The sequence below is a fragment of the Georgenia halophila genome (assembly GCF_039541595.1).
This window is the reverse complement of the sequence record NZ_BAABGN010000002.1, coordinates 99,729-118,901: the sequence shown is the minus strand read 5'-3', so window position 1 is coordinate 118,901 and position 19,173 is coordinate 99,729. Positions and strand designations below refer to the sequence as shown.

Below are 19,173 nucleotides of genomic sequence, written 5' to 3'. Positions count from 1 at the left end.
CCGTACGCCTCGGGGTGCGGCCCGCATCACGTCCCGGGACCCGTCGAGGCGGTGCCTCTCGGCTACTACTCTGTTCCGGTGACACCTGCCGAGCTCGCCACCCTGATCCGCTCCGTCCTGCTCGACGCCGTCGCTGCGGGCGAGGTCGACCTCGCCGCCGACGACGTCCCGCTGCCCAGGGTCGAGCGGCCGCGTCAGCGCGAGCACGGCGACTGGTCGACCAACATCGCGATGCAGCTGGCGAAGAAGGCCGGGACGAACCCGCGCGTGCTCGCCGATCTGCTCGCCGCCCGTCTCGACGCCGCCGAGGGCGTCACCGCCGAGATCGCCGGCCCGGGGTTCCTCAACATCCGCCTCGCCGCCTCCACCGCCGCCGAGATCGCCCGCACCGTCGTCGAGGCGGGACCCGCGTACGGGCAAAACACCTCCGAGGCGGGACACACCGTCAACCTCGAGTTCATCTCGGGAAACCCGACCGGTCCGCTGCACATCGGGCACACCCGGTGGGCGGCGCTCGGTGACGCGCTCGCCCGCCTGCTGCGGGCGTCCGGCGCCGACATCTCGACCGAGTACTACATCAACGACGCCGGCAGCCAGATGGACAAGTTCGGGGCCTCGGTCCTCGCGCGCGCCAAGGGCGAGGACGTCCCGGAAGGCGGCTACCCCGGCGAGTATGTCGCCGAGCGTGCCGGCGAGGTCCTCGAGCAGCGGCCGGACTTGCTCGAGCTGCCCGACGACGAGGCGCTCGCCGTCGCACGTGACCTCGGATACCGGGCCCAGCTGGCGGCGATCCGCCGGACCCTGGACCACTTCGGCGTCCACTTCGACGTCTGGTTCTCCGAGAAGAGCCTGCACGACGGCGGCGCGGTCGACCAGGCCGTCGCGCGCCTGCGCGAGCAGGGTCACGTCTTCGACGACAACGGCGCCGTCTGGCTGCGCACCACCGACTTCGGTGACGACAAGGACCGCGTCCTCATCCGCGCGAACGGCGAGCCCACCTACTTCGCCGCCGACGCCGCCTACTACCTGTCGAAGAAGGACCGCGGCTTTCCCGAGAAGATCTACCTGCTCGGTGCCGATCACCACGGCTACGTCGGCCGGCTCAAGGCCATCGCGGCCTGCGCCGGCGACGACCCGTCGGTCAGCATCGAGGTGCTCATCGGACAGCTCGTCAACATCGCCGGCGAGCGCATGGGCAAGCGCCGCGGGAACGCGATCGACATGGACGAGCTGATCGACTGGCTCGGCACCGACGCGATCCGCTACTCCCTCGCCCGCTACCCGGCGGACTCCCCGCTGTCCCTGGAGGGCGAGAAGCTGCGGGAGCAGAACCTCGACAACCCGGTCTACTACGTGCAGTACGCGCACGCCCGAACCCGCAACGTCGCCCGCAACGCCGCCCAGCACGGCGTCACGCGGGACGAGTTCGACCCCTCGATGCTCGACCACGAGGCCGAGGCCACCCTGTCGGCGGCGCTCGGGCAGTTCCCCGGCGTCGTCGCGCACGCCGCCCGGCTGCGCGAGCCGCACCGCGTCGCCCGCTACCTCGAGTCCCTCGCCGCGGCGTACCACACCTGGTACCAGCAGTGCCGGGTCACCCCGCGCGGCGACGACCCGATCGAGGCCGTCCACCACTCGCGCCTGTGGCTCAACGACGCGACCACCCAGGTGATCGCCAACGGCCTGGACCTGCTCGGCGTCTCCGCACCGGAGCGCATGTGAGTAGCGACAACGCCCCGACGGCGGCCGGAAGCACGGGGGAGGCGCCCAGCACCTCCGGGCGAGCCGCCGCTCGCGCCCCCGAGCCGGACGGCGCCTTCACCGGGGTGTGGTCCACCGGTGCCACCCGCACGGACGACGGCGCACTCGCCGTGGCAGGGGCGGACCTGCGCGCCGTGGCGGCCGAGCACGGCACGCCCGCCTACGTCGTCGACGAGCAGGACGTGCGTGCCCGCTCACGAGCGTTCGCCACGGCGTTCGGCGAGGCCTTCACGACCGAGGCGGGCCTGGCCGGGGCGGACGTGTACTACGCCGGCAAGGCGTTCCTCTCCGTCGCGGTCGCGCGCTGGGTGCACGAGGAGGGGCTGGGCATCGACGCCTCGACCGCCGGTGAGCTTGCCGTCGCACTGCGGGCGGGAGTGCCGGGAGAGGCGATCGGCCTGCACGGCAACAACAAGTCCGACGACGAGCTACGCACCGCCGTCGACCACGGCGTCGGGCGGATCGTGGTGGACTCGCTGCCCGAGGTCGAGCGGGTGGCCGCCATCGCGGCCGAGGCAGGGTCGGTGGCGCAGGTCATGGTCCGCGTGACCACCGGCGTGCACGCCGGCGGCCACGAGTTCATCGCCACGGCCCACGAGGACCAGAAGTTCGGCCTGTCGCTCGCTGCCGGCACCGCACGGAAGGCCGTCGACGAGATCCTCGCGGCCGACAGCCTGGAGCTGGTCGGTCTGCACTCGCACATCGGCAGCCAGATCCTCGACCTTGCCGGTTTCGAGGCCGCCGCCCGCGCGGTGCTGCGTCTGCGCGCCGAGATCGCGGACGCCACCGGGCACCTCATGCCCGAGGTGGACCTCGGCGGCGGGTACGGCATCCGCTACACCGACGAGGACGCGCTGCCCCCGACGCCGGACCAGATCGCGGAGCGGCTGGCGACCGTGGTCAGGGCCGCCTGCGCCGAGCTGGGCCCGCGGCCGCCGCGCATCAGCATCGAGCCCGGACGCTCCGTCGTCGGACCGGCGGGCCTGACCCTGTACACGGTCGGCACGGTCAAGGACGTCGCCCTCGACGGCGGCGCCACCCGGGCCTACGTCAGCGTCGACGGCGGCATGAGCGACAACATCCGCCCAGCCCTCTACGGCGCCGCCTACACCGCTGCCCTGGCGAACCGTCGTTCCGCGGCGCCGGACGTCACGGCGCGCGTGGTGGGCAAGCACTGCGAGTCCGGCGACATCGTCGTCCACGACGTCGCGCTCCCCGGCGACGTCCACGCCGGCGACCTGCTCGCCGTGCCCGCCACCGGCGCCTACGGCCGCTCGATGGCCAGCACCTACAACCTCGTACCGCGTCCGCCGGTGCTCGCCGCCTCCGACGGCTCCGTCAGGGTGATCGTGCGCCGCGAGACGCTCGAGGACGTGCTCGGCCTCGACGTCGGCTGAGTACCCGCCGACCCGACGGCGCCCGCTCACCCGGGTCTGCCGAGCCATCCTCGCGGGGCGCCGCCGCCGGCCGCCGAACAAGCGCTAACTGCCTTTCCCCACGCCGAGACGGGCACTTCGGGCTTGTTCGACGGGACCTTCAGCGGGACCTTCGGCAGGGCCATCAACGGAAGCTTCGGCGGTGACACGGGCTGGCGTGACCGAACCGTCCTACGACTCCCGGGCGGCGGTCGGGATCGCTGGCCGGACACCTGCCCCTGCTCGGCGGCTGGGCCCTTATCCTTGGGGCGCCCGAGCCCTCCATGCTCCGGGCGCCCCGGTACCAGCACCGACACACCATCGAGAGGACGCGCGTGAGCACCAGTGACACAGCCCGTGCGGACGGCGTCGTGAGGATCGCGCTGATCGGCTGCGGGACGGTGGGCAGCCAGGTGGTGCGACTGCTGACCGAGCACGGCGAGGACTGGGCCGCACGCTCCGGCGCGCAGCTCGAGCTCGTGGGTATCGCGGTACGGGACGCCGCAGCGGAACGCGACCCGTGGGTCCCGCGCGAGCTGCTGACCGAGGACGTGTCCGGACTGATCGAGCGGACCGACGTCGTCGTCGAGCTCATCGGCGGCATCGAGCCCGCCCGTACCCTCGTGCTCGAGGCGTTGCGGGGCGGACGGACCGTGGTGACCGGCAACAAGGCGCTGCTCGCCGCGCACGGGCCCGAGGTGCACGCCGCGGTCGAGTCGGGCGACGCCGACCTGTACTACGAGGCCGCCGTCGCGGGCGCGATACCGGTGGTCTACGGGTTGCGCGAGTCCCTCGCCGGCGACAACGTCGTCACGGTCGCCGGTATCGTGAACGGCACCACCAACTACATCCTCGACGAGATGACGATGCGGGGCCTCTCGTTCGACGACGCGCTCGCCCAGGCCCAGCAGCTCGGGTACGCCGAGGCCGACCCGAGCTCCGACATCGACGGCCACGATGCCGCGGCGAAGGCCGCGATCCTCGCCTCGCTCGCGTTCCACACCCGCGTGGGCATCGACGACGTCCCGGTCACCGGGATCCGCGACGTCACGGTCGAGGACGTCACCCAGGCGCGCGAGAACGGCTACGTCATGAAGCTGCTCGCAGTGGCGCGGCGAACCCCCCGGCGAGGCCGTCCGGCCGGCATCGCGGTGCGGGTCCATCCCGCGCTCGTGCCCGAGACCCATCCCCTCGCGGCCGTCCACGGGCCGTTCAACGCGGTCGTCGTCGAGGCGGAGTCCGCGGGCCGGCTGATGTTCTACGGGCAGGGCGCCGGCGGAGTCCCGACCGCGTCGGCGGTGCTCAGCGACATCGTCGCCGCCGCCGGTCACGCCATCCGTGGCGGGCACGCGCCCCGGGAGTCCACCTACGCGCAGCTGCCGCTGCTCGGTCCGGAGGCGACGCCGGCGCGCACCCGGGTCCAGATCAGCCTCGCCGACCAGCCGGGCACGCTCGCGGCGGTCGCCGGGATCTACGGCGAGGAGAACGTCTCCATCGAGAGCGTCCACCAGCAGCGGTCCGACGAGGGAGTCGCGCGCATCACCATCACCAGCCACGTCGCCACCGAGGCGGCGCTGGAGCGCACCGTCGCTCGACTCGTCGCCGAACGGAGCGTGGAGGACGTGGTCTCGGTGAGCAGGGTCGAGGGGGAGTGAGCTGATGGCACGGCAGTGGCGAGGCGTCGTCGAGGAGTACCGGGACCGGCTCCCGATCGGGCCCGACGACCCGGTGGTCACCCTCGGCGAGGGGGGCACGCCGCTGGTCGAGGCACCCGCGCTCACGGAGCGTGTCGGCGCGCGGGTGTGGCTCAAGGTCGAGGGCGCCAACCCCACCGGATCCTTCAAGGACCGCGGGATGACGATGGCGATGTCCAAGGTGGCCGCCGGCGACGCCCGCATGGTGGTGTGCGCCTCCACCGGCAACACCTCGGCCTCGGCGGCGGCCTACGCGGTCCGCGCCGGGCTGGGCTGCGTGGTCATCCTGCCGGACGGGAAGATCGCCGCCGGCAAGCTCGCCCAGGCGATCGTGCACGGCTCGACCCTCGTCGCCGTCGACGGCAACTTCGACGACTGCCTGAACATCGCGCGCGGCCTCGCCGAGGAGTATCCCGTCGAGCTGGTGAACTCCGTCAACCCGTATCGCCTGCAGGGGCAGAAGACCGCCGCCTTCGAGGTCGTCGACGCCCTCGGTGACGCGCCGGACATCCATGTCCTGCCGGTGGGCAACGCGGGGAACATCTCGGCCTACTGGCTCGGTTACAACGAGTACGCGGGCCGCACCACGGCCGCCTCGGTAGACGACGTGGCCACCCGGTTGGAGCCCGTGGCGACGCGCGTCCCGCGCATGTGGGGAGTGCAGGCCGAAGGTGCGGCCCCCTTCGTCAAGGGTGCGGCGGTCGAGCACCCCGAGACCGTCGCCACCGCGATCCGCATCGGCAACCCGGCATCCTGGTCCTTGGCCCAGGCCGCCCGGGACGACTCGGAGGGGCGCATCGACGCCGTCGGGGACGCGCAGATCCTCGACGCGCAGTCTCTCATCGCCTCCGAGGTGGGCGTCTTCGTCGAACCGGCCTCCGCCGCATCCGTGGCCGGCCTCCTCGCCCTCGCCGAGCTCGGCGAGGTGCCCAAGGACGCGCGCATCGTGTGCACGGTGACGGGCAACGGGCTCAAGGACACCGCGACCGCCCTCGGCCGTGCCGAGGTGGCGCCGACCGTCGTCGCGCCCACCCTGGCCGCCGTCGTCGAGACGCTCGGCCTGTAACCGTATGCAGATCGCGCACGAGCACGTCCGGGTCCGGGTCCCGGCGACGTCGGCGAACCTCGGCCCCGGCTTCGACGCGTTCGGCCTGGCGCTTGGCGTGTGGGACGACCTCACCGTCCGTGCCGTGGCGGGACCGACCCGGGTGGTCGTCGAGGGCGAGGGCAACGGCAACCTGCCCGACGGCGAGGGCCACCTCGTCGTCAAGGCCGTCCGCAGCGGGCTGGAGATGGCCGGAGCTCCGCAGGCGGGCCTCGAGCTCCTCTGCCGCAACGCGATTCCGCACGGGCGAGGCATGGGGTCGTCGGCGGCCGCCGTCGTCGCCGGCCTGATCGCCGCGCGCGGCCTGATCTCGGACCCGGCGGCGCTCGACGACGCGACCGTGCTCGCGCTGGCCACCGAGCTCGAGGGCCATCCCGACAATGCTGCGCCGGCGCTCCTCGGCGGAGCGACGACGGCGTGGGTGGACGACGAGGGCCCGCACGCTGTCGAGGTTCCGCTGGCGCCGGGTCTGCGGCCCACGGTCCTGGTCCCCGACGCCAGGCTCACCACGTCATCCGCCCGCCGGGTGCTGCCGGCGCAGGTCCCGCACGCCGACGCGGCCCACAACGTGGCCCGTGCGGCGCTGCTGGTCCTCGCCCTCGGGGGGCGCATGGACCTGCTGCTCGCCGGCACCGAGGACCGGCTCCACCAGGGCTATCGTTCCGACGTCATGCGGCCGACGGCGGAGGCGGTCAGGGCGCTGCGGGAGGCCGGCTGGCCGGCGGTCGTCTCCGGCGCCGGACCGAGCGTCCTCGTCCTCGAGAGGCTCGACCGCCCCACCGCCGAGACGCTGTCCAGGCACGGATGGCGCGTCCTCGATCCCGGAGTGGCCGCGGAGGGTGCACACCTCGTCTCACCATGATGGGCAACGTCTCACCGTGACGGGGGCAACACCGTCCGCAGAACGGCATACGTGCTGCATCGGGACTGCTACCATCGGAAGCGCACCGAATCCCTCCGGCCGTCGTCCCAGTCTTGCGACGACCACTCCGGACAGACTGTGCAGATCTGCCCCGCCAGTCACGCTGTACGTTGCGTGCCCGGGGCCGTCACCACCGCCCAGCCTCCGGGTCGGGCGACCCGAACCCCGCGTCCCACATCTCAAGCAAGGGACGTACACCGAGGGAAGGAACCTCGTGACAGAAACCGTCGACGCCCCCCAGTCCGGCACGTCCGCAGGCAACGGGGGCTCGTTGACCACCATGCGTCTTCCCGAGCTGCAGGAGCTGGCCGGACGGCTGGGCCTGAAGGGCACGAAGCGCATGCGCAAGAGTGACCTCATCGCTGCGATCCGCGACGCGCAGTCGCCGGGTCAGGATGCCCCGACCGCACCGGCCGGCAGCCGGGACGGCGCGTCCGAGCCCGCGAGTCAGCCGGCCGAGAGCGAGCAGCGCACCGAAGCGCCCGCCGGCCCGCCCCAGCGCCGTCGTTCCCGCCGAGCCACCGCGCCGGCAGCCACCGCGCCGGCAGCCACCGCGCCGGCAGCCACCGCGCCGGCAGCGACGGCGCCCGCAGCGACGCCGACACAGCCGGAACCGGTCGCGCCCGCGAACGGGCAGGCGACCGTGAACCAGCAGGAACCCGTGAACGGCCAGAACCAGCAGACTGCCGAGAACGAGCAGGCGCCGGCGAACGCCCCGGAGGCCGCGAACCAGCAGGCGCCCGAGAGCCAGCAGGCGCCAGCGAACCAGAAGGCGGGCGCGAACCGGCGCCGCGGCGGCCGGAACGAGTTCGCCGCCGGCCAGGACCGCGACGCGAGCGAGGCCGGCGCCGCCGACTCGAAGGAAGCGCTCAAGCGTGAGCTCGCCGACCGTTCCGTGGGCGAGGGTGACGCCGGCTCCGCCGACGACTCGCCCCTGTCCCTGGACGCCCTCGGCGAAGCGGCGGCCCGCCGCCGCAGCCGCCAGGACGGTGACGGCGACGCCGGCCAGAACAACCAGGGCAACGGCCGGAACCGTCGCGACGACGACGACCGTGGCGGCCCCGGCGGACCCGGCCGCTCCCGCCGTCGGAACCGGGACCGCAACAGGGACCGCAAGCGCCGTGGCCGTGGAGGCAACGACTTCGCCGTCGAGGAACCCGCGGAGGTCAGCGAGGACGACGTCCTGCTGCCCGTCGCCGGCATCCTCGACATCCTCGACAACTACGGCTTCGTGCGCACCTCCGGCTACCTCGCCGGGGCGAACGACGTCTACGTGACGATGGGTCAGGTCAAGAAGAATGGCCTGCGCCGCGGTGACGCGATCACCGGTGCGGTCCGCCAGCCCCACGACGGCGATCAGCAGCAGGGCAACCGCCAGAAGTACAACGCCCTCGTGCGTCTCGACACGATCAACGGCATGAGCGTCGAGCAGTCGCGCAAGCGCCCGGACTTCACCAAGCTCACCCCGCTGTACCCGGAGGAGCAGCTGCGGCTGGAGACGTCGTCGAAGGCGATCACGCCGCGGGTCATCGACCTGGTCGCGCCGATCGGCAAGGGCCAGCGCGGGCTCATCGTCTCCCCGCCCAAGGCGGGCAAGACGATCATCATGCAACAGATCGCCAACGCGATCACCGTGAACAACCCGCAGGTCCACCTCATGGTGGTGCTCGTCGACGAGCGTCCTGAGGAGGTCACCGACTTCGAACGGATGGTCAAGGGCGAGGTGATCTCCTCCACCTTCGACCGGCCGGCGTCGGACCACACGACGGTCTCCGAGCTGGCGATCGAGCGGGCCAAGCGGCTCGTCGAGCTCGGGCAGGACGTGGTGGTGCTGCTGGACGGCATCACCCGACTGGGCCGCGCCTACAACCTGTCCGCTCCGGCGTCGGGCCGGATCCTCTCCGGTGGTGTGGACGCCTCGGCGCTCTACCCGCCGAAGAAGTTCTTCGGCGCCGCCCGCAACATCGAGAACGGCGGGTCGCTGACCATCCTCGCCACCGCGCTGGTCGAGACCGGCTCGAAGATGGACGAGGTGATCTTCGAGGAGTTCAAGGGCACCGGCAACATGGAGCTGCGCCTGTCGCGCCAGCTCGCCGACAAGCGGATCTTCCCGGCCGTGGACGTCAACGCCTCCGGCACCCGCCGCGAGGAGCTGCTCATGGGCGCCGAGGAGATCAAGGTCGTCTGGAAGCTCCGCCGCGTCATGGGCGCGCTGGACCAGCAGCAGGCCAGCGACCTCCTGCTGGGCAAGCTTCGCGAGACGAGCTCGAACGCCGAGTTCCTCATGACGGTGCAGAAGAACACGCCCGCGCCGTCGGGCGAGCCGGAGCTGGCGATCCGCTGATCGCCGCGGGGCCGAGGACACGCCGCGCCCGGGGGAACATCCGACCCGGGTGTGACGTTCCTCCAGCCGGGGCGGTGACGTCCGAACTACCGGCCAGGGTCAGACTCTGGCAAAATGTCCAGTCGGCCTCCGGTTCACGTGCGCATCCGCGTGCGACCCGGTGGCACACACGATCTAGGAGACAGCATGAAGCAGGGCATCCACCCCGAGTACACCACCACCACGGTGACGTGCACGTGCGGCAACACGTTCACGACCCGCAGCACCGCGACGTCCGGCGAGATCCGCGCCGACGTGTGCAGCGCCTGCCACCCCTTCTACACCGGTAAGCAGAAGATCCTCGACACCGGTGGCCGCGTGGCCCGCTTCGAGGCCCGCTACGGCAAGAAGAAGTAGCGACCCACCAGCGCCGGCGGTGACGCCGCGGACTTGTCCGCGGCTCCCGCCGGCGCTGTTGTATCTGCACGCTTCCAGCCCGTACATCTCCCGAGCCCCTGTGAGCCGATGAACAAGACCGAGACGGCGTCCGAGTCCTCCGATCGCGTCGTCGAGGCGATGCTCGACGAGCACGCCCAGATCGAGGAGGCCATGGCCGATCCGGCCGTGCACGCCGACCCCGGTCGCGCGCGCTCGCTCGGCCGCCGCTACGCCGAGCTCGGCCGCGTGGTGCGCGCCTACCGCGCCGAGCGCGCCGCCGCCGGGGACCTGGCCGCAGGCCGGGACCTCGCCGAGAGCGACCCCGCCTTCGCCGAGGAGCTGCCGGCGCTGGAGGCCGCCGCGGCCGAGGCCGCGGAGGAGCTGCGCCGGGTGCTGCTGCCGACCGACCCCGACGACGGTCGCGACGTCATCCTCGAGGTCAAGGCCGGCGAGGGAGGAGAGGAGTCGGCGCTCTTTGCCGGCGACCTGCTGCGCATGTACCTGCGCTACGCCGAACGCATGGGCTGGTCGGCGCAGATCCTCGGCGCCACCGAGTCCGACCTGGGCGGCTACAAGGACGTCTCCGTCGCGATCAAGACCCGGACCGCCCCCACTGAGCCTTCCGAAGGCGTGTGGGCACGCCTGAAGTACGAGGGCGGCGTGCACCGCGTCCAGCGGGTGCCCGTCACCGAGTCCCAGGGCCGGGTGCACACGTCAGCCGCCGGGGTGCTCGTGTTCCCGGAGGTCGACGACCCGGGCGAGGTCGAGATCCATGACAACGACCTGCGGATCGACGTCTACCGGTCCTCCGGGCCGGGCGGGCAGTCGGTGAACACCACGGACTCCGCCGTCCGCATCACGCACGTGCCCACCGGCATCGTCGTGTCGATGCAGAACGAGAAGTCGCAGCTGCAGAACCGCGAGCAGGCCATGCGTGTGCTGCGTGCCCGGCTGCTCGCCGCCCAGCAGGAGGAGGCCGACGCCGCCGCCTCCGAGCAGCGACGGTCCCAGGTCCGCACGGTCGACCGGTCCGAGCGCATCCGGACCTACAACTTCCCGGAGAACCGGATCGCCGACCACCGGACCGGCTACAAGTCCTACAACCTCGACCAGGTCCTCGACGGCGACCTCGGGCCGGTCATCGCCTCCGCCGTGGAGATGGACGAGGCGGCCCGGCTCGCCGACGGGTACTGAGACGGGTACCGACGTGCCTGGCCCGGCGCCCGAGCGACCGGCCGGCGAGTCCGAGACCACCGTGCCGACGTGGCGCGAGGCGATCCGTGGTGCCGCCCAGGTGCTCGCCGAGGCCGGCGTCCCGTCCCCGGAGGTCGACGCCCGGCTGCTCGCCGAACATCTGCTCGGCACCTCGCTCGTGCTCGCGCCCCCCATGGCCGAGGCCGACGCCCTCGCTCGCTACGCCACGCTCGTGGAGCGGCGCCGCCGCCGCGAGCCGCTCCAGCACCTCACCGGCACAATGGCGTTCCGGTATCTCACGCTCGTCGCGGGTCCGGGTGCGTTCGTCGTGCGGCCGGAGACGGAGGTCGTCGCCGGCGTCGCGATCGACGCTGCGAAGGACGTTCTCGCCGCCGGGCGCACACCCGTCGTGGTCGACCTGTGCACGGGCTCGGGCGCCATCGCGCTCGCCGTCGCCACGGAGGTGGCCGGCGCCGAGGTCCACGCCGTCGAGCTGTCCGCCGAGGCGCTCGCCATCGCAAGCCGGAACATCGATGCCCTGGCACCGCAGGTCGACCTCGTCGCCGGTGACGCGGCGACGGCGCTGCCCGCGCTGGACGGCGAGGTGGACGTCGTCGTGGGAAACCCGCCGTACATCCCGCCGGACCAGGTGCCGCTGGAGATCGAGGTGCGCGAGCACGACCCGGACGCTGCCCTCTACGGGGGCGGGACGGACGGGCTCGACGTGCCCCGCGCCGTCGTCGCGTCCGCAGCGCGGCTGCTGCGCCCGGGAGCCCGGTTCGTCATGGAGCACGCGGAGGTCCAGGCCGCCGCCGTGCGCGAGATGGTGACCGCGGCGGGGTTCTCGCGGGTGGTCACCGGTTCGGATCTGACGGGTCGCGACCGGTACGTGACCGCCGTCCGGTGAGCGAGCTCGCTGTTCCGGCCCCGGCCCTGCGGCCGGTGCGCGGATACCGGCGCGCGAGCGCGCGGGTGAGGGTGAGCGCGAGCGCCACGCCGGCGAGGTCGGCAAGGAGATCGAGCGGGTCACCGGTGCGCAGCGGCAGCCACAGGTGCTGGACGAGCTCGCTGAGAAGGGCCTGACCGAGGCCGTAGCCCACCACGAGGGTCCGCGGTACGCCGGCCCGCAGAGCGGCGTAGCTCACGGCGGCGAACACGAGGAGGTGGGCCGCCTTGTCGGCGCCTGGGATCTCGACGCCGCCCGGTGCGTCCGGCGCGTCGGGCATGTAGAGCACGAGCAGCTGAACCACCAGGGAGACCGCCACCACGGCGGACCGGGCGAGTCGGCGCCGGGGGATAGGGCTCATGTCACGGCCAGGATGTCACGGCGGCGCCCCGGCCCATGACAGACTCACCCGCGTGAGCGTGTACGACTGTCAGGACCCCGAGCAGCGTCGCGCCGGACTCGACGAGGCCGTCGACGTCCTCGGTCGCGGCGGGCTAGCCGTCATCCCCACGGACACCGTCTACGGCATCGCCTCGGACGCATTCGACCCGGCGGCCGTCGCCGCCCTCCTGGCCGCGAAGGGCCGCGGCAGGCAGATGCCGCCGCCGGTGCTCGTCGGCGCCGCGACGGCGCTCGACGGGCTCGCCACCGAGGTGCCGAAGGTCGTCCGCGACCTCGTCGCACGGTTCTGGCCCGGACCGCTGACGATCGTCTGCCTCGCCCAGCCGTCGCTCGCCTGGGATCTGGGAGAGACCGACGGCAGCGTCGCGTTGCGCATGCCCGACGACGAGACCGCGCTCGAGCTGCTGCGCCGCACCGGGCCGCTCGCCGTCTCGAGCGCCAACCGCTCGGGTCAGCCGGCGGCGACCACGGCCGCCGAGGCGGTCGGCTACTTCGACGACACCGTGCCGGTCTATCTCGACGCCGGCGAGTCCGGTGGTGCCGTCGCCTCCACCATCGTGGATGCGACGGCGGAGCGGCTCGTCGTGCTGCGCCGGGGTGCCCTGGCGGTGGAGGAGCTGGCAGAGATCGCGCCCGAGCTGCTTCCTGACGTGCCCGAGCAGGACGAGCAGACCGCGCGGGACGAGCAGGCCGCGCAGAGCAAGCGAACCGACACGGAGCAGCCGCGAGACGAGGGTTCGGGCCCGGCGTGAGGGTCTACCTGCTTGTCATGCTGACGGCCGCGGCGGTCACCTTCCTGTCGACGCCGGTCGTGCGTCGAATCGCTCTCGCCACCGGCGCCATCACGGCGGTGCGCGACCGCGACGTGCACGTCACTCCGATCCCGCGTCTTGGAGGAGTCGCGATGCTCGCCGGACTGGCTGTCTCGCTGCTGGTGGGCTCACGCGTCCCGTTCCTCGAGGGCGCCTTCTCCGAGACCTCGACGGTGTGGGCGATCCTCGCCGGCGCGGCCATCATCTGCCTGCTCGGGGTCGCCGACGACATCTGGGACCTCGACTGGATGACCAAGCTCGTCGGCCAGGTCCTCGCTGCCGGCTTCATGGCCTTGTACGGCGTCCAGCTCATCACCTTCCCCGTCTTCGGCCTCACCATCGGGTCCTCGCGGCTATCGCTGGTCGCGACGATCCTCGTGGTCGTCGTCGCCATCAACGCCGTGAACTTCGTCGACGGCCTCGACGGCCTGGCAGCCGGCATGATCGCGATCGGGGGCGCGGCGTTCTTCGTGTACTCCTATCTCCTGACCCGTGCCGCCTCACCGGGCGACTACTCGAACATCGCCACCGCGGTCATCGCGGCACTGGTCGGTGCGTGTCTGGGCTTCCTGCCCCACAACTTCCATCCCGCGCGAATATTCATGGGGGACTCCGGCGCCTACCTGCTCGGCCTGACGGTCGCGGCCGCGGCGATCGTGGTCACCGGGCAGATCGACCCCGGCCGGGTGAGCACCTCGCAGGTCCTGCCGGCGTACGTGCCGATCCTCCTGCCGGTCGCCGTGCTCCTGCTCCCGCTGCTCGACATGACGCTCGCCGTCATGCGGCGGGTGCGTGCGGGGAAGTCACCGTTCCACCCCGACCGGCTACATCTGCACCACCGGCTCCTCGACCTGGGGCACAGCCAGCGCCGTGCGACCCTGATCCTGTATCTGTGGACCGCGGTGGTGTCCTTCAGCGCCGTGGCCCTCGCCCTCTTCACCCCGACCCAGGTGGCGATCGGCGGGGGAGTCGCCGTCGTCGTCGCCATCATCATCACGTGGTCGCAGCTGTCGGGCCGGCGTGGGGCGGGCGACCTGCAGGGGGCGGAATAGGATCCCGGCGCGTCGCCGGCACGAGGCAGCAGCATCCCGGACCGACCGTGTGACCGACCATGAGAAAGAGCACCCGAGATGACCACCCCGAGCCGATCCAACGGCACCTCGACCGCACTGCGGCAGATGTACACCACCATGCTGCGCCGCATGGGCGTCCTCGTCGCGGTCCTCGCGGTCGGCGGCGGCGTCGTCGGCCACCTGGTCGCCGGGAGCCCCGGCATGTGGGGTGCGCTGCTCGGCGCAGGCATCGCGGCGCTGTTCATGCTCGCCACCGTCGTGACCATGCTTGTCACCGCGGAGAAATCGCTCACCGTCGTCACCGGCGCCGCGGTGGGTGGCTGGATCGTCAAGATGGCACTGGTGTTCGTGGTGCTCCTCCTCGTCAGCGGGAGGGACTTCTACTCGCCGGGGGTCTTCTTCGCCGTCCTCGTCGTCGCGGTCCTCGGCTCGCTGCTCATCGAGTCGCTCGGTGTGCTGCGTTCCCGGGTCCCGACCGTCGAGCCCTCATCGTCGGCGCCGTCGGCAGCCTCCGCCTCGACCTCCACCACGGCCTCACCGGCGACGTCCACCGGAGACGACGGCCCACGCGGCGGCGGTCCCGACCAGGCGACCGATACGGAACCGGACGAGCGCCGGTGACGACGAGGATGAACCGCCCGTCACTCGACGGATCGCTCGCGACCGGCGCAGCTCGCTATGGCGACCGACGCGGCGTTCTGGTAACCGGTGCACGGTGCGTCTCCGGTGGGCCGCCGCGGTTCGGAGCAGGCCGGCACATGCGTTAGGCTCTCTATGTTCCCGGGGATTCGTCCGTCGTCGGACGTGCCCGGACCCCGACTGTGACCGACTCGAGCCCACCCAGGGGGACGCCCTGTCTGCCGCATCGTCTTTGACGCTCCATAGCTACGTGACCGCCGCCGAGGAGGGCGGCGGGTTCCACGCGCCGAGCCTCGCGGACTTTTTCCCCCCTGCACTCTTTGCCGAGGGCACGCTTTTCGAGTTCAACCGGGTCATGCTCGTCCGCCTCATCGCGGTCGCCGGGCTGGTTCTCTTCTTCTGGCTCGCCGCCCGCCGGGCCCGGCTCGTCCCGTCGAGGGTCCAGTCGCTCGGCGAGATGGCCGTCGACTTCGTCCGCACGGGCATCGCGGAAGAGACGCTCGGCAGGGAGCGCGGCCGCCGGTACACGCCGCTGCTGGCCGTCATCTTCTTCGGTGTACTGGCAATGAACATCACCGGCGTCGTCCCGTTCCTCAACCTGGCGGGATCCTCCGTGGTCGGCGTGCCGATCGTCTTCGCGGCCATCGCCTACGTGGCCTTCATCCGCGCCGGCATCAAGGAGCGCGGCACCGGGCACTTCTTCAGGGACCAGCTCTTCCCGCCCGGTGTCCCGAAGGTGATCTACATCCTGCTGACCCCGCTGGAGTTCTTCTCGACGTTCATCCTGCGGCCGGTCACCCTGACGGTCCGACTCCTCGCCAACATGATCGCGGGCCACCTGCTCCTGGTGCTCTGCTTCTCGGCGACGCACTACCTGTTCTTCGAGGCCGGTGGCCCGCTGGCGCTGTTCGGTGTGGTGACCGGGATCGGCGGCCTGGCGTTCACCCTCCTCGAGATCTTCATCGCGACGCTGCAGGCGTACATCTTCGCGCTGCTCACGGCCGTGTACATCCAGCTGTCCGTCGAGGCTCACTGACCGCAACAACGACCCAGAGACTCCGTGGCTCTCGCTGCGGCTCGACCCACCGACGTGATCGCACGATCACGCCACACAGGAAGGAAGTACTCCCCATGGAGGGAACGCTCGAACTCGCCGGCAACCTCAATGCCGTCGGCTACGGTCTCGCCACCATCGGCCCCGGTATCGGTGTCGGTGTCCTCATCGGTAAGACCCAGGAGTCGATCGCCCGTCAGCCCGAGCTGGCCGGCCCGCTGCGCACCAACATGTTCATCGGTATCGCCCTGGTCGAGGCGCTCGGTCTGCTGGGCCTCGCGGCTGGCTTCGTGTTCCCGTGATGACTTCCGTGCTGCTGGCGGAGACGGAGCAGAATCCGCTGCTCCCGGCCGACTACGACATCATCTGGTCCCTGGTCGCCGTCGCCATCATCGCGTTCTTCATGGTCAAGTACGCGGTGCCGCGACTGACGCAGGTCCTCGACGAGCGTGCTGAGAAGATCGAGCACGGCCTGACCCAGGCCGATCGCGCGGAGAAGGCTGCCGCCGAGGCGGAGAAGCGCATCGCCGCCGAGCTGAACGAGGCGCGCCGCGAGGCCGCCGAGGTTCGCGAGCGGGCCCAGGAAGAGGGCAAGCAGATCGTCGCCGAGGCGCGGGACAAGGCACAGGCCGAGGCCGACCGGGTGACCGAGAATGCCACGCGCCAGATCGAGGCGGACCGCCAGGCCGCGCAGATCTCTCTGCGGGCCGACGTCGGGATGCTCGCTTCCGAGCTCGCGTCCCGGATCGTCGGTGAGTCCGTGAACGACCAGGCGCTGCAGTCGCGCGTCATCGACCGGTTCCTCGACGAGCTCGACAACACCGAGAGCGTCGGTGCCACCGGGAGCCAGACACGCGCTGGCCAGGAGGCGTGATGCGAGCGACCAGCACGTCCGCGCTTGCCCGGGCGGAGGAGCGGTGGGAGCCGGTCCTGCGCGATTCGGGCGAGTCCGCACGAGGCTACGGCGAGCAGCTGTTCGGCGTCGTCGACCTGCTCGACTCCGCCGTCGCCCTGCGACGAGCCCTCACCGATCCGTCCCGGGACGGGGCGGACCGGGCCAAGCTCGCCCAGGCGGTGCTCGGCGGCAAGGTCGAGCCGGAGGTGCTCGACCTGGTGGCCGGGCTGGTCCGTGAGCGCTGGTCCGAGGCTGCCGATCTGACCGACGCCGTCGAGGCCCTCGCGGCCTCGTCGGTCTTGGCGTCGGCCCAGCAGGCCGGCCGGCTGGAAGAGGTCGAGGACGAGGTCTACCGGCTGGACCGGATCCTCATCGACCAGCGCGAGCTGCGTCGGGCGCTGTCGGCGCACGAACGCTCGGACGAGGACCGCGGCCGCCTGATGTCGTCGGTCCTGGGCGGGAAGGTCACTCCGGAGAGCGAGCTGCTCGCTGTGCGGGCCGCCTCCGCGCCCCGTGGCAGGAGCGTGCACAGCCTCTTGCGCGGTATCGCTGAGCAGGCCGCCGCGCGCCGTCAACGACTGGTCGCCTCCGTGACGTCGGCGGTCCCGCTGACCGACGCGCAGATCGACCGGCTGACCGACATCCTGCAGCGTCAGCACGGCAGCGAGGTCCAGATCCACGTCGGCATCGACCCAGAGGTCGTCGGCGGCCTGCGCGTGCAGGTCGGCGACAATGTTGTCGACGCTACCCTCGCCTCGCGGATCGCCGACGCAAGGCGCAGGCTGGCCGGCTGATCCTCATCGAACTACACAGACCTGACCGACCGCCGCACCAGGCGGGGAGCAACAGAACGAAGGAAGATCAATGGCTGAGCTGACGATCCGGCCGGAGGAGATCCGGGCTGCGCTGGACAGCTTCGTGAGTTCCTACGAACCCACCAAGGCAGCGAGCGAAGAGGTCGGGCACGTCACGCTCGCGGCCGACGGCGTCGCACGCGTCTCGGGGCTTCCCGGTGCCATGACGAACGAGCTGCTGCGGTTCGAGGACGGCACGCTGGGACTGGCGATGAACCTCGAGGAGCGCGAGATCGGCATCGTCGTCCTCGGTGACTTCACCGGCATCGAGGAGGGCCAGGAGGTCCGCCGGACCGGTGAGGTGCTCTCGGTGCCCGTCGGCGAGGGCTACCTGGGCCGGGTCGTCGACCCGCTGGGTGAGCCGCTGGACGGTCTCGGTGAGATCACCGGCATCGAGGGCCGGCGTGCGCTGGAGCTGCGCGCACCCGGCGTCATGGACCGCAAGTCCGTGCACGAGCCGCTGCAGACCGGCCTGAAGGCCATCGACTCGATGACCCCGATCGGTCGCGGACAGCGCCAGCTCATCATCGGCGACCGACAGACCGGCAAGACCGCCGTCGGGCTCGACACGATCCTGAATCAGAAGGCGAACTGGGAGTCTGGCGACCCGGCCAAGCAGGTCCGCTGCATCTACGTGGCGGTCGGCCAGAAGGGCTCGACCATCGCCGGTGTGCGTGCCGCCCTCGAGGAGGCCGGAGCGCTCGAGTACACGACGATCGTGGCCGCCCCCGCGTCCGACCCGGCCGGCTTCAAGTACTTGTCTCCGTACACCGGCTCCGCCATCGCGCAGCACTGGATGTACTCCGGCAAGCACGTGCTGATCATCTTCGACGACCTTTCGAAGCAGGCCGAGGCCTACCGCGCGGTCTCGCTCCTCCTGCGGCGTCCGCCGGGCCGTGAGGCCTACCCGGGCGACGTGTTCTACCTGCACTCCCGTCTGCTCGAGCGGTGCGCGAAGCTCTCGGACGAGCTGGGCGCCGGTTCGATCACCGGTCTGCCGATCGTCGAGACCAAGGCGAACGACGTCTCGGCGTACATCCCGACGAACGTCATCTCCATCACCGACGGCCAGATCTTCCTGCAGTCGGACCTGTTCAACGCCAACCAGCGCCCCGCGATCGACGTCGGTATCTCCGTCTCGCGTGTGGGCGGTGACGCTCAGGTCAAGGCGATGAAGTCGGTTTCCGGCACGCTGAAGATCACCCTGGCGCAGTACCGCGCCATGGCTGCCTTCGCGATGTTCGCGTCCGACCTGGACCCGACGACGCGCCAGCAGCTGACTCGTGGTGAGCGGCTCATGGAGCTGCTCAAGCAGCCGCAGTACACCCCGTACCCCGTCGAGGAGCAGGTCGCCTCGATCTGGGCCGGCACCAACGGCTTCCTGGATGACGTCGAGGTCAGTGACGTCGCGCGTTTCGAGTCGGAGATGCTCGACCACCTCAAGCGGCACACCAACGTGCTGCCCGAGATCCTCGAGACGGGCAAGCTCGGTGGCGAGACCGAGGACGCGCTGCGCGCCGGTGTCGAGGAGTTCCGCAAGGGCTTCCTCGACTCCTCGGGCCAGGCGCTGAATGCCGAGCCGGGTGCGGACGAGGTCGAGGCGGAGCGCGAGCAGGAGCAGATCGTCAGCGCGAAGCGGAGCTGAG

The 19,173-nt window shown here is 71.5% G+C and carries 18 protein-coding genes; 17 read left to right on the top strand and 1 reads right to left on the bottom strand.

What is annotated here, in order from left to right; all coding sequences use genetic code 11:
- The first annotated feature begins 78 nt into the window (after positions 1–78).
- From argS to prmC, 9 genes are all read left to right on the top strand, one after another.
- Positions 79–1,722 carry an arginine--tRNA ligase gene (gene argS, locus ABD907_RS02165; RefSeq protein WP_345214849.1) on the top strand — a complete coding sequence of 548 codons (1,644 nt, stop codon included), beginning with the start codon at positions 79–81 and terminating at the stop codon, positions 1,720–1,722.
- Positions 1,719–3,158, top strand: coding sequence for a diaminopimelate decarboxylase (gene lysA, locus ABD907_RS02160; protein ID WP_425555658.1), 1,440 nt, complete (start codon positions 1,719–1,721; stop codon positions 3,156–3,158). The genes argS and lysA overlap by 4 nt, the downstream gene beginning before the upstream one ends.
- 353 nt (positions 3,159–3,511) lie before the next feature.
- Positions 3,512–4,831 (top strand): homoserine dehydrogenase, encoded by a 1,320-nt coding sequence (locus ABD907_RS02155; RefSeq protein WP_345214848.1) that lies wholly within the window; start codon positions 3,512–3,514, stop codon positions 4,829–4,831.
- Between the two features lie 4 nt (positions 4,832–4,835).
- Complete coding sequence (gene thrC / locus ABD907_RS02150) at positions 4,836–5,936, top strand: threonine synthase (protein WP_345214847.1); 1,101 nt, start codon at positions 4,836–4,838, stop codon at positions 5,934–5,936.
- A 4-nt stretch (positions 5,937–5,940) separates the two neighbouring features.
- Positions 5,941–6,837 carry a homoserine kinase gene (thrB, locus tag ABD907_RS02145; RefSeq protein ID WP_345214846.1) on the top strand — a complete coding sequence of 299 codons (897 nt, stop codon included), beginning with the start codon at positions 5,941–5,943 and terminating at the stop codon, positions 6,835–6,837.
- A 274-nt stretch (positions 6,838–7,111) separates the two neighbouring features.
- The gene (gene rho / locus ABD907_RS02140) at positions 7,112–9,241 is read left to right on the top strand and encodes a transcription termination factor Rho (RefSeq protein ID WP_425555657.1); all 2,130 of its coding nucleotides are present in this window, start codon (positions 7,112–7,114) and stop codon (positions 9,239–9,241) included.
- A 186-nt stretch (positions 9,242–9,427) separates the two neighbouring features.
- Entirely contained in the window at positions 9,428–9,637 is a 210-nt protein-coding gene (rpmE, locus tag ABD907_RS02135) for a 50S ribosomal protein L31 (protein WP_345214845.1), read from the top strand.
- A 108-nt stretch (positions 9,638–9,745) separates the two neighbouring features.
- The gene (gene prfA / locus ABD907_RS02130) at positions 9,746–10,852 is read left to right on the top strand and encodes a peptide chain release factor 1 (RefSeq protein ID WP_345214844.1); all 1,107 of its coding nucleotides are present in this window, start codon (positions 9,746–9,748) and stop codon (positions 10,850–10,852) included.
- Between the two features lie 13 nt (positions 10,853–10,865).
- Positions 10,866–11,759, top strand: coding sequence for a peptide chain release factor N(5)-glutamine methyltransferase (gene prmC, locus ABD907_RS02125; protein WP_345214843.1), 894 nt, complete (start codon positions 10,866–10,868; stop codon positions 11,757–11,759).
- On the opposite strand, the gene ABD907_RS02120 is transcribed toward prmC, so the two are convergent.
- Entirely contained in the window at positions 11,707–12,159 is a 453-nt protein-coding gene (locus ABD907_RS02120) for a VanZ family protein (RefSeq protein WP_345214842.1), read from the bottom strand. The genes prmC and ABD907_RS02120 overlap by 53 nt on opposite strands.
- A gap of 52 nt (positions 12,160–12,211) precedes the next feature.
- Between ABD907_RS02120 and ABD907_RS02115 the strand changes: the two genes are divergently transcribed.
- From ABD907_RS02115 to atpA, 8 genes are all read left to right on the top strand, one after another.
- Complete coding sequence (locus tag ABD907_RS02115) at positions 12,212–12,952, top strand: L-threonylcarbamoyladenylate synthase (RefSeq protein WP_345214841.1); 741 nt, start codon at positions 12,212–12,214, stop codon at positions 12,950–12,952.
- Positions 12,949–14,064 (top strand): MraY family glycosyltransferase, encoded by a 1,116-nt coding sequence (locus ABD907_RS02110; RefSeq protein ID WP_345214840.1) that lies wholly within the window; start codon positions 12,949–12,951, stop codon positions 14,062–14,064. The genes ABD907_RS02115 and ABD907_RS02110 overlap by 4 nt, the downstream gene beginning before the upstream one ends.
- A 78-nt stretch (positions 14,065–14,142) precedes the next feature.
- A complete protein-coding gene (locus ABD907_RS02105) occupies positions 14,143–14,706 on the top strand; it encodes a Cg1360 family ATP-synthase-associated protein (protein WP_345214839.1) in 564 nt (187 codons plus the stop codon).
- A 268-nt stretch (positions 14,707–14,974) separates the two neighbouring features.
- Positions 14,975–15,760 carry a F0F1 ATP synthase subunit A gene (gene atpB, locus ABD907_RS02100; RefSeq protein ID WP_345214838.1) on the top strand — a complete coding sequence of 262 codons (786 nt, stop codon included), beginning with the start codon at positions 14,975–14,977 and terminating at the stop codon, positions 15,758–15,760.
- Between the two features lie 95 nt (positions 15,761–15,855).
- A complete protein-coding gene (atpE, locus tag ABD907_RS02095) occupies positions 15,856–16,080 on the top strand; it encodes an ATP synthase F0 subunit C (RefSeq protein ID WP_345214837.1) in 225 nt (74 codons plus the stop codon).
- On the top strand, positions 16,080–16,652 hold the full coding sequence (locus ABD907_RS02090) for a F0F1 ATP synthase subunit B (RefSeq protein ID WP_345214836.1): 573 nt from the start codon (positions 16,080–16,082) through the stop codon (positions 16,650–16,652). The genes atpE and ABD907_RS02090 overlap by 1 nt, the downstream gene beginning before the upstream one ends.
- Positions 16,652–17,467 (top strand): F0F1 ATP synthase subunit delta, encoded by an 816-nt coding sequence (locus ABD907_RS02085; protein WP_345214835.1) that lies wholly within the window; start codon positions 16,652–16,654, stop codon positions 17,465–17,467. Before ABD907_RS02090 ends, ABD907_RS02085 begins: the two co-directional genes overlap by 1 nt.
- Positions 17,468–17,537: 70 nt before the next feature.
- Positions 17,538–19,172 (top strand): F0F1 ATP synthase subunit alpha, encoded by a 1,635-nt coding sequence (atpA, locus tag ABD907_RS02080; protein WP_345214834.1) that lies wholly within the window; start codon positions 17,538–17,540, stop codon positions 19,170–19,172.
- Position 19,173 lies beyond the last annotated feature (1 nt).

Coding starts and splice junctions, on each gene's coding strand:
- rpmE (WP_345214845.1), top strand. CDS start 9,428: ATGAAGCAGGGCATCCACCCCGAGTACACCACCACCACGGTGACGTGC.
- atpA (WP_345214834.1), top strand. CDS start 17,538: ATGGCTGAGCTGACGATCCGGCCGGAGGAGATCCGGGCTGCGCTGGAC.
- prfA (WP_345214844.1), top strand. CDS start 9,746: ATGAACAAGACCGAGACGGCGTCCGAGTCCTCCGATCGCGTCGTCGAG.
- ABD907_RS02085 (WP_345214835.1), top strand. CDS start 16,652: ATGCGAGCGACCAGCACGTCCGCGCTTGCCCGGGCGGAGGAGCGGTGG.
- thrB (WP_345214846.1), top strand. CDS start 5,941: ATGCAGATCGCGCACGAGCACGTCCGGGTCCGGGTCCCGGCGACGTCG.
- ABD907_RS02120 (WP_345214842.1), bottom strand. CDS start 12,159: ATGAGCCCTATCCCCCGGCGCCGACTCGCCCGGTCCGCCGTGGTGGCG.
- thrC (WP_345214847.1), top strand. CDS start 4,836: ATGGCACGGCAGTGGCGAGGCGTCGTCGAGGAGTACCGGGACCGGCTC.
- ABD907_RS02105 (WP_345214839.1), top strand. CDS start 14,143: ATGACCACCCCGAGCCGATCCAACGGCACCTCGACCGCACTGCGGCAG.
- ABD907_RS02090 (WP_345214836.1), top strand. CDS start 16,080: ATGACTTCCGTGCTGCTGGCGGAGACGGAGCAGAATCCGCTGCTCCCG.
- atpE (WP_345214837.1), top strand. CDS start 15,856: ATGGAGGGAACGCTCGAACTCGCCGGCAACCTCAATGCCGTCGGCTAC.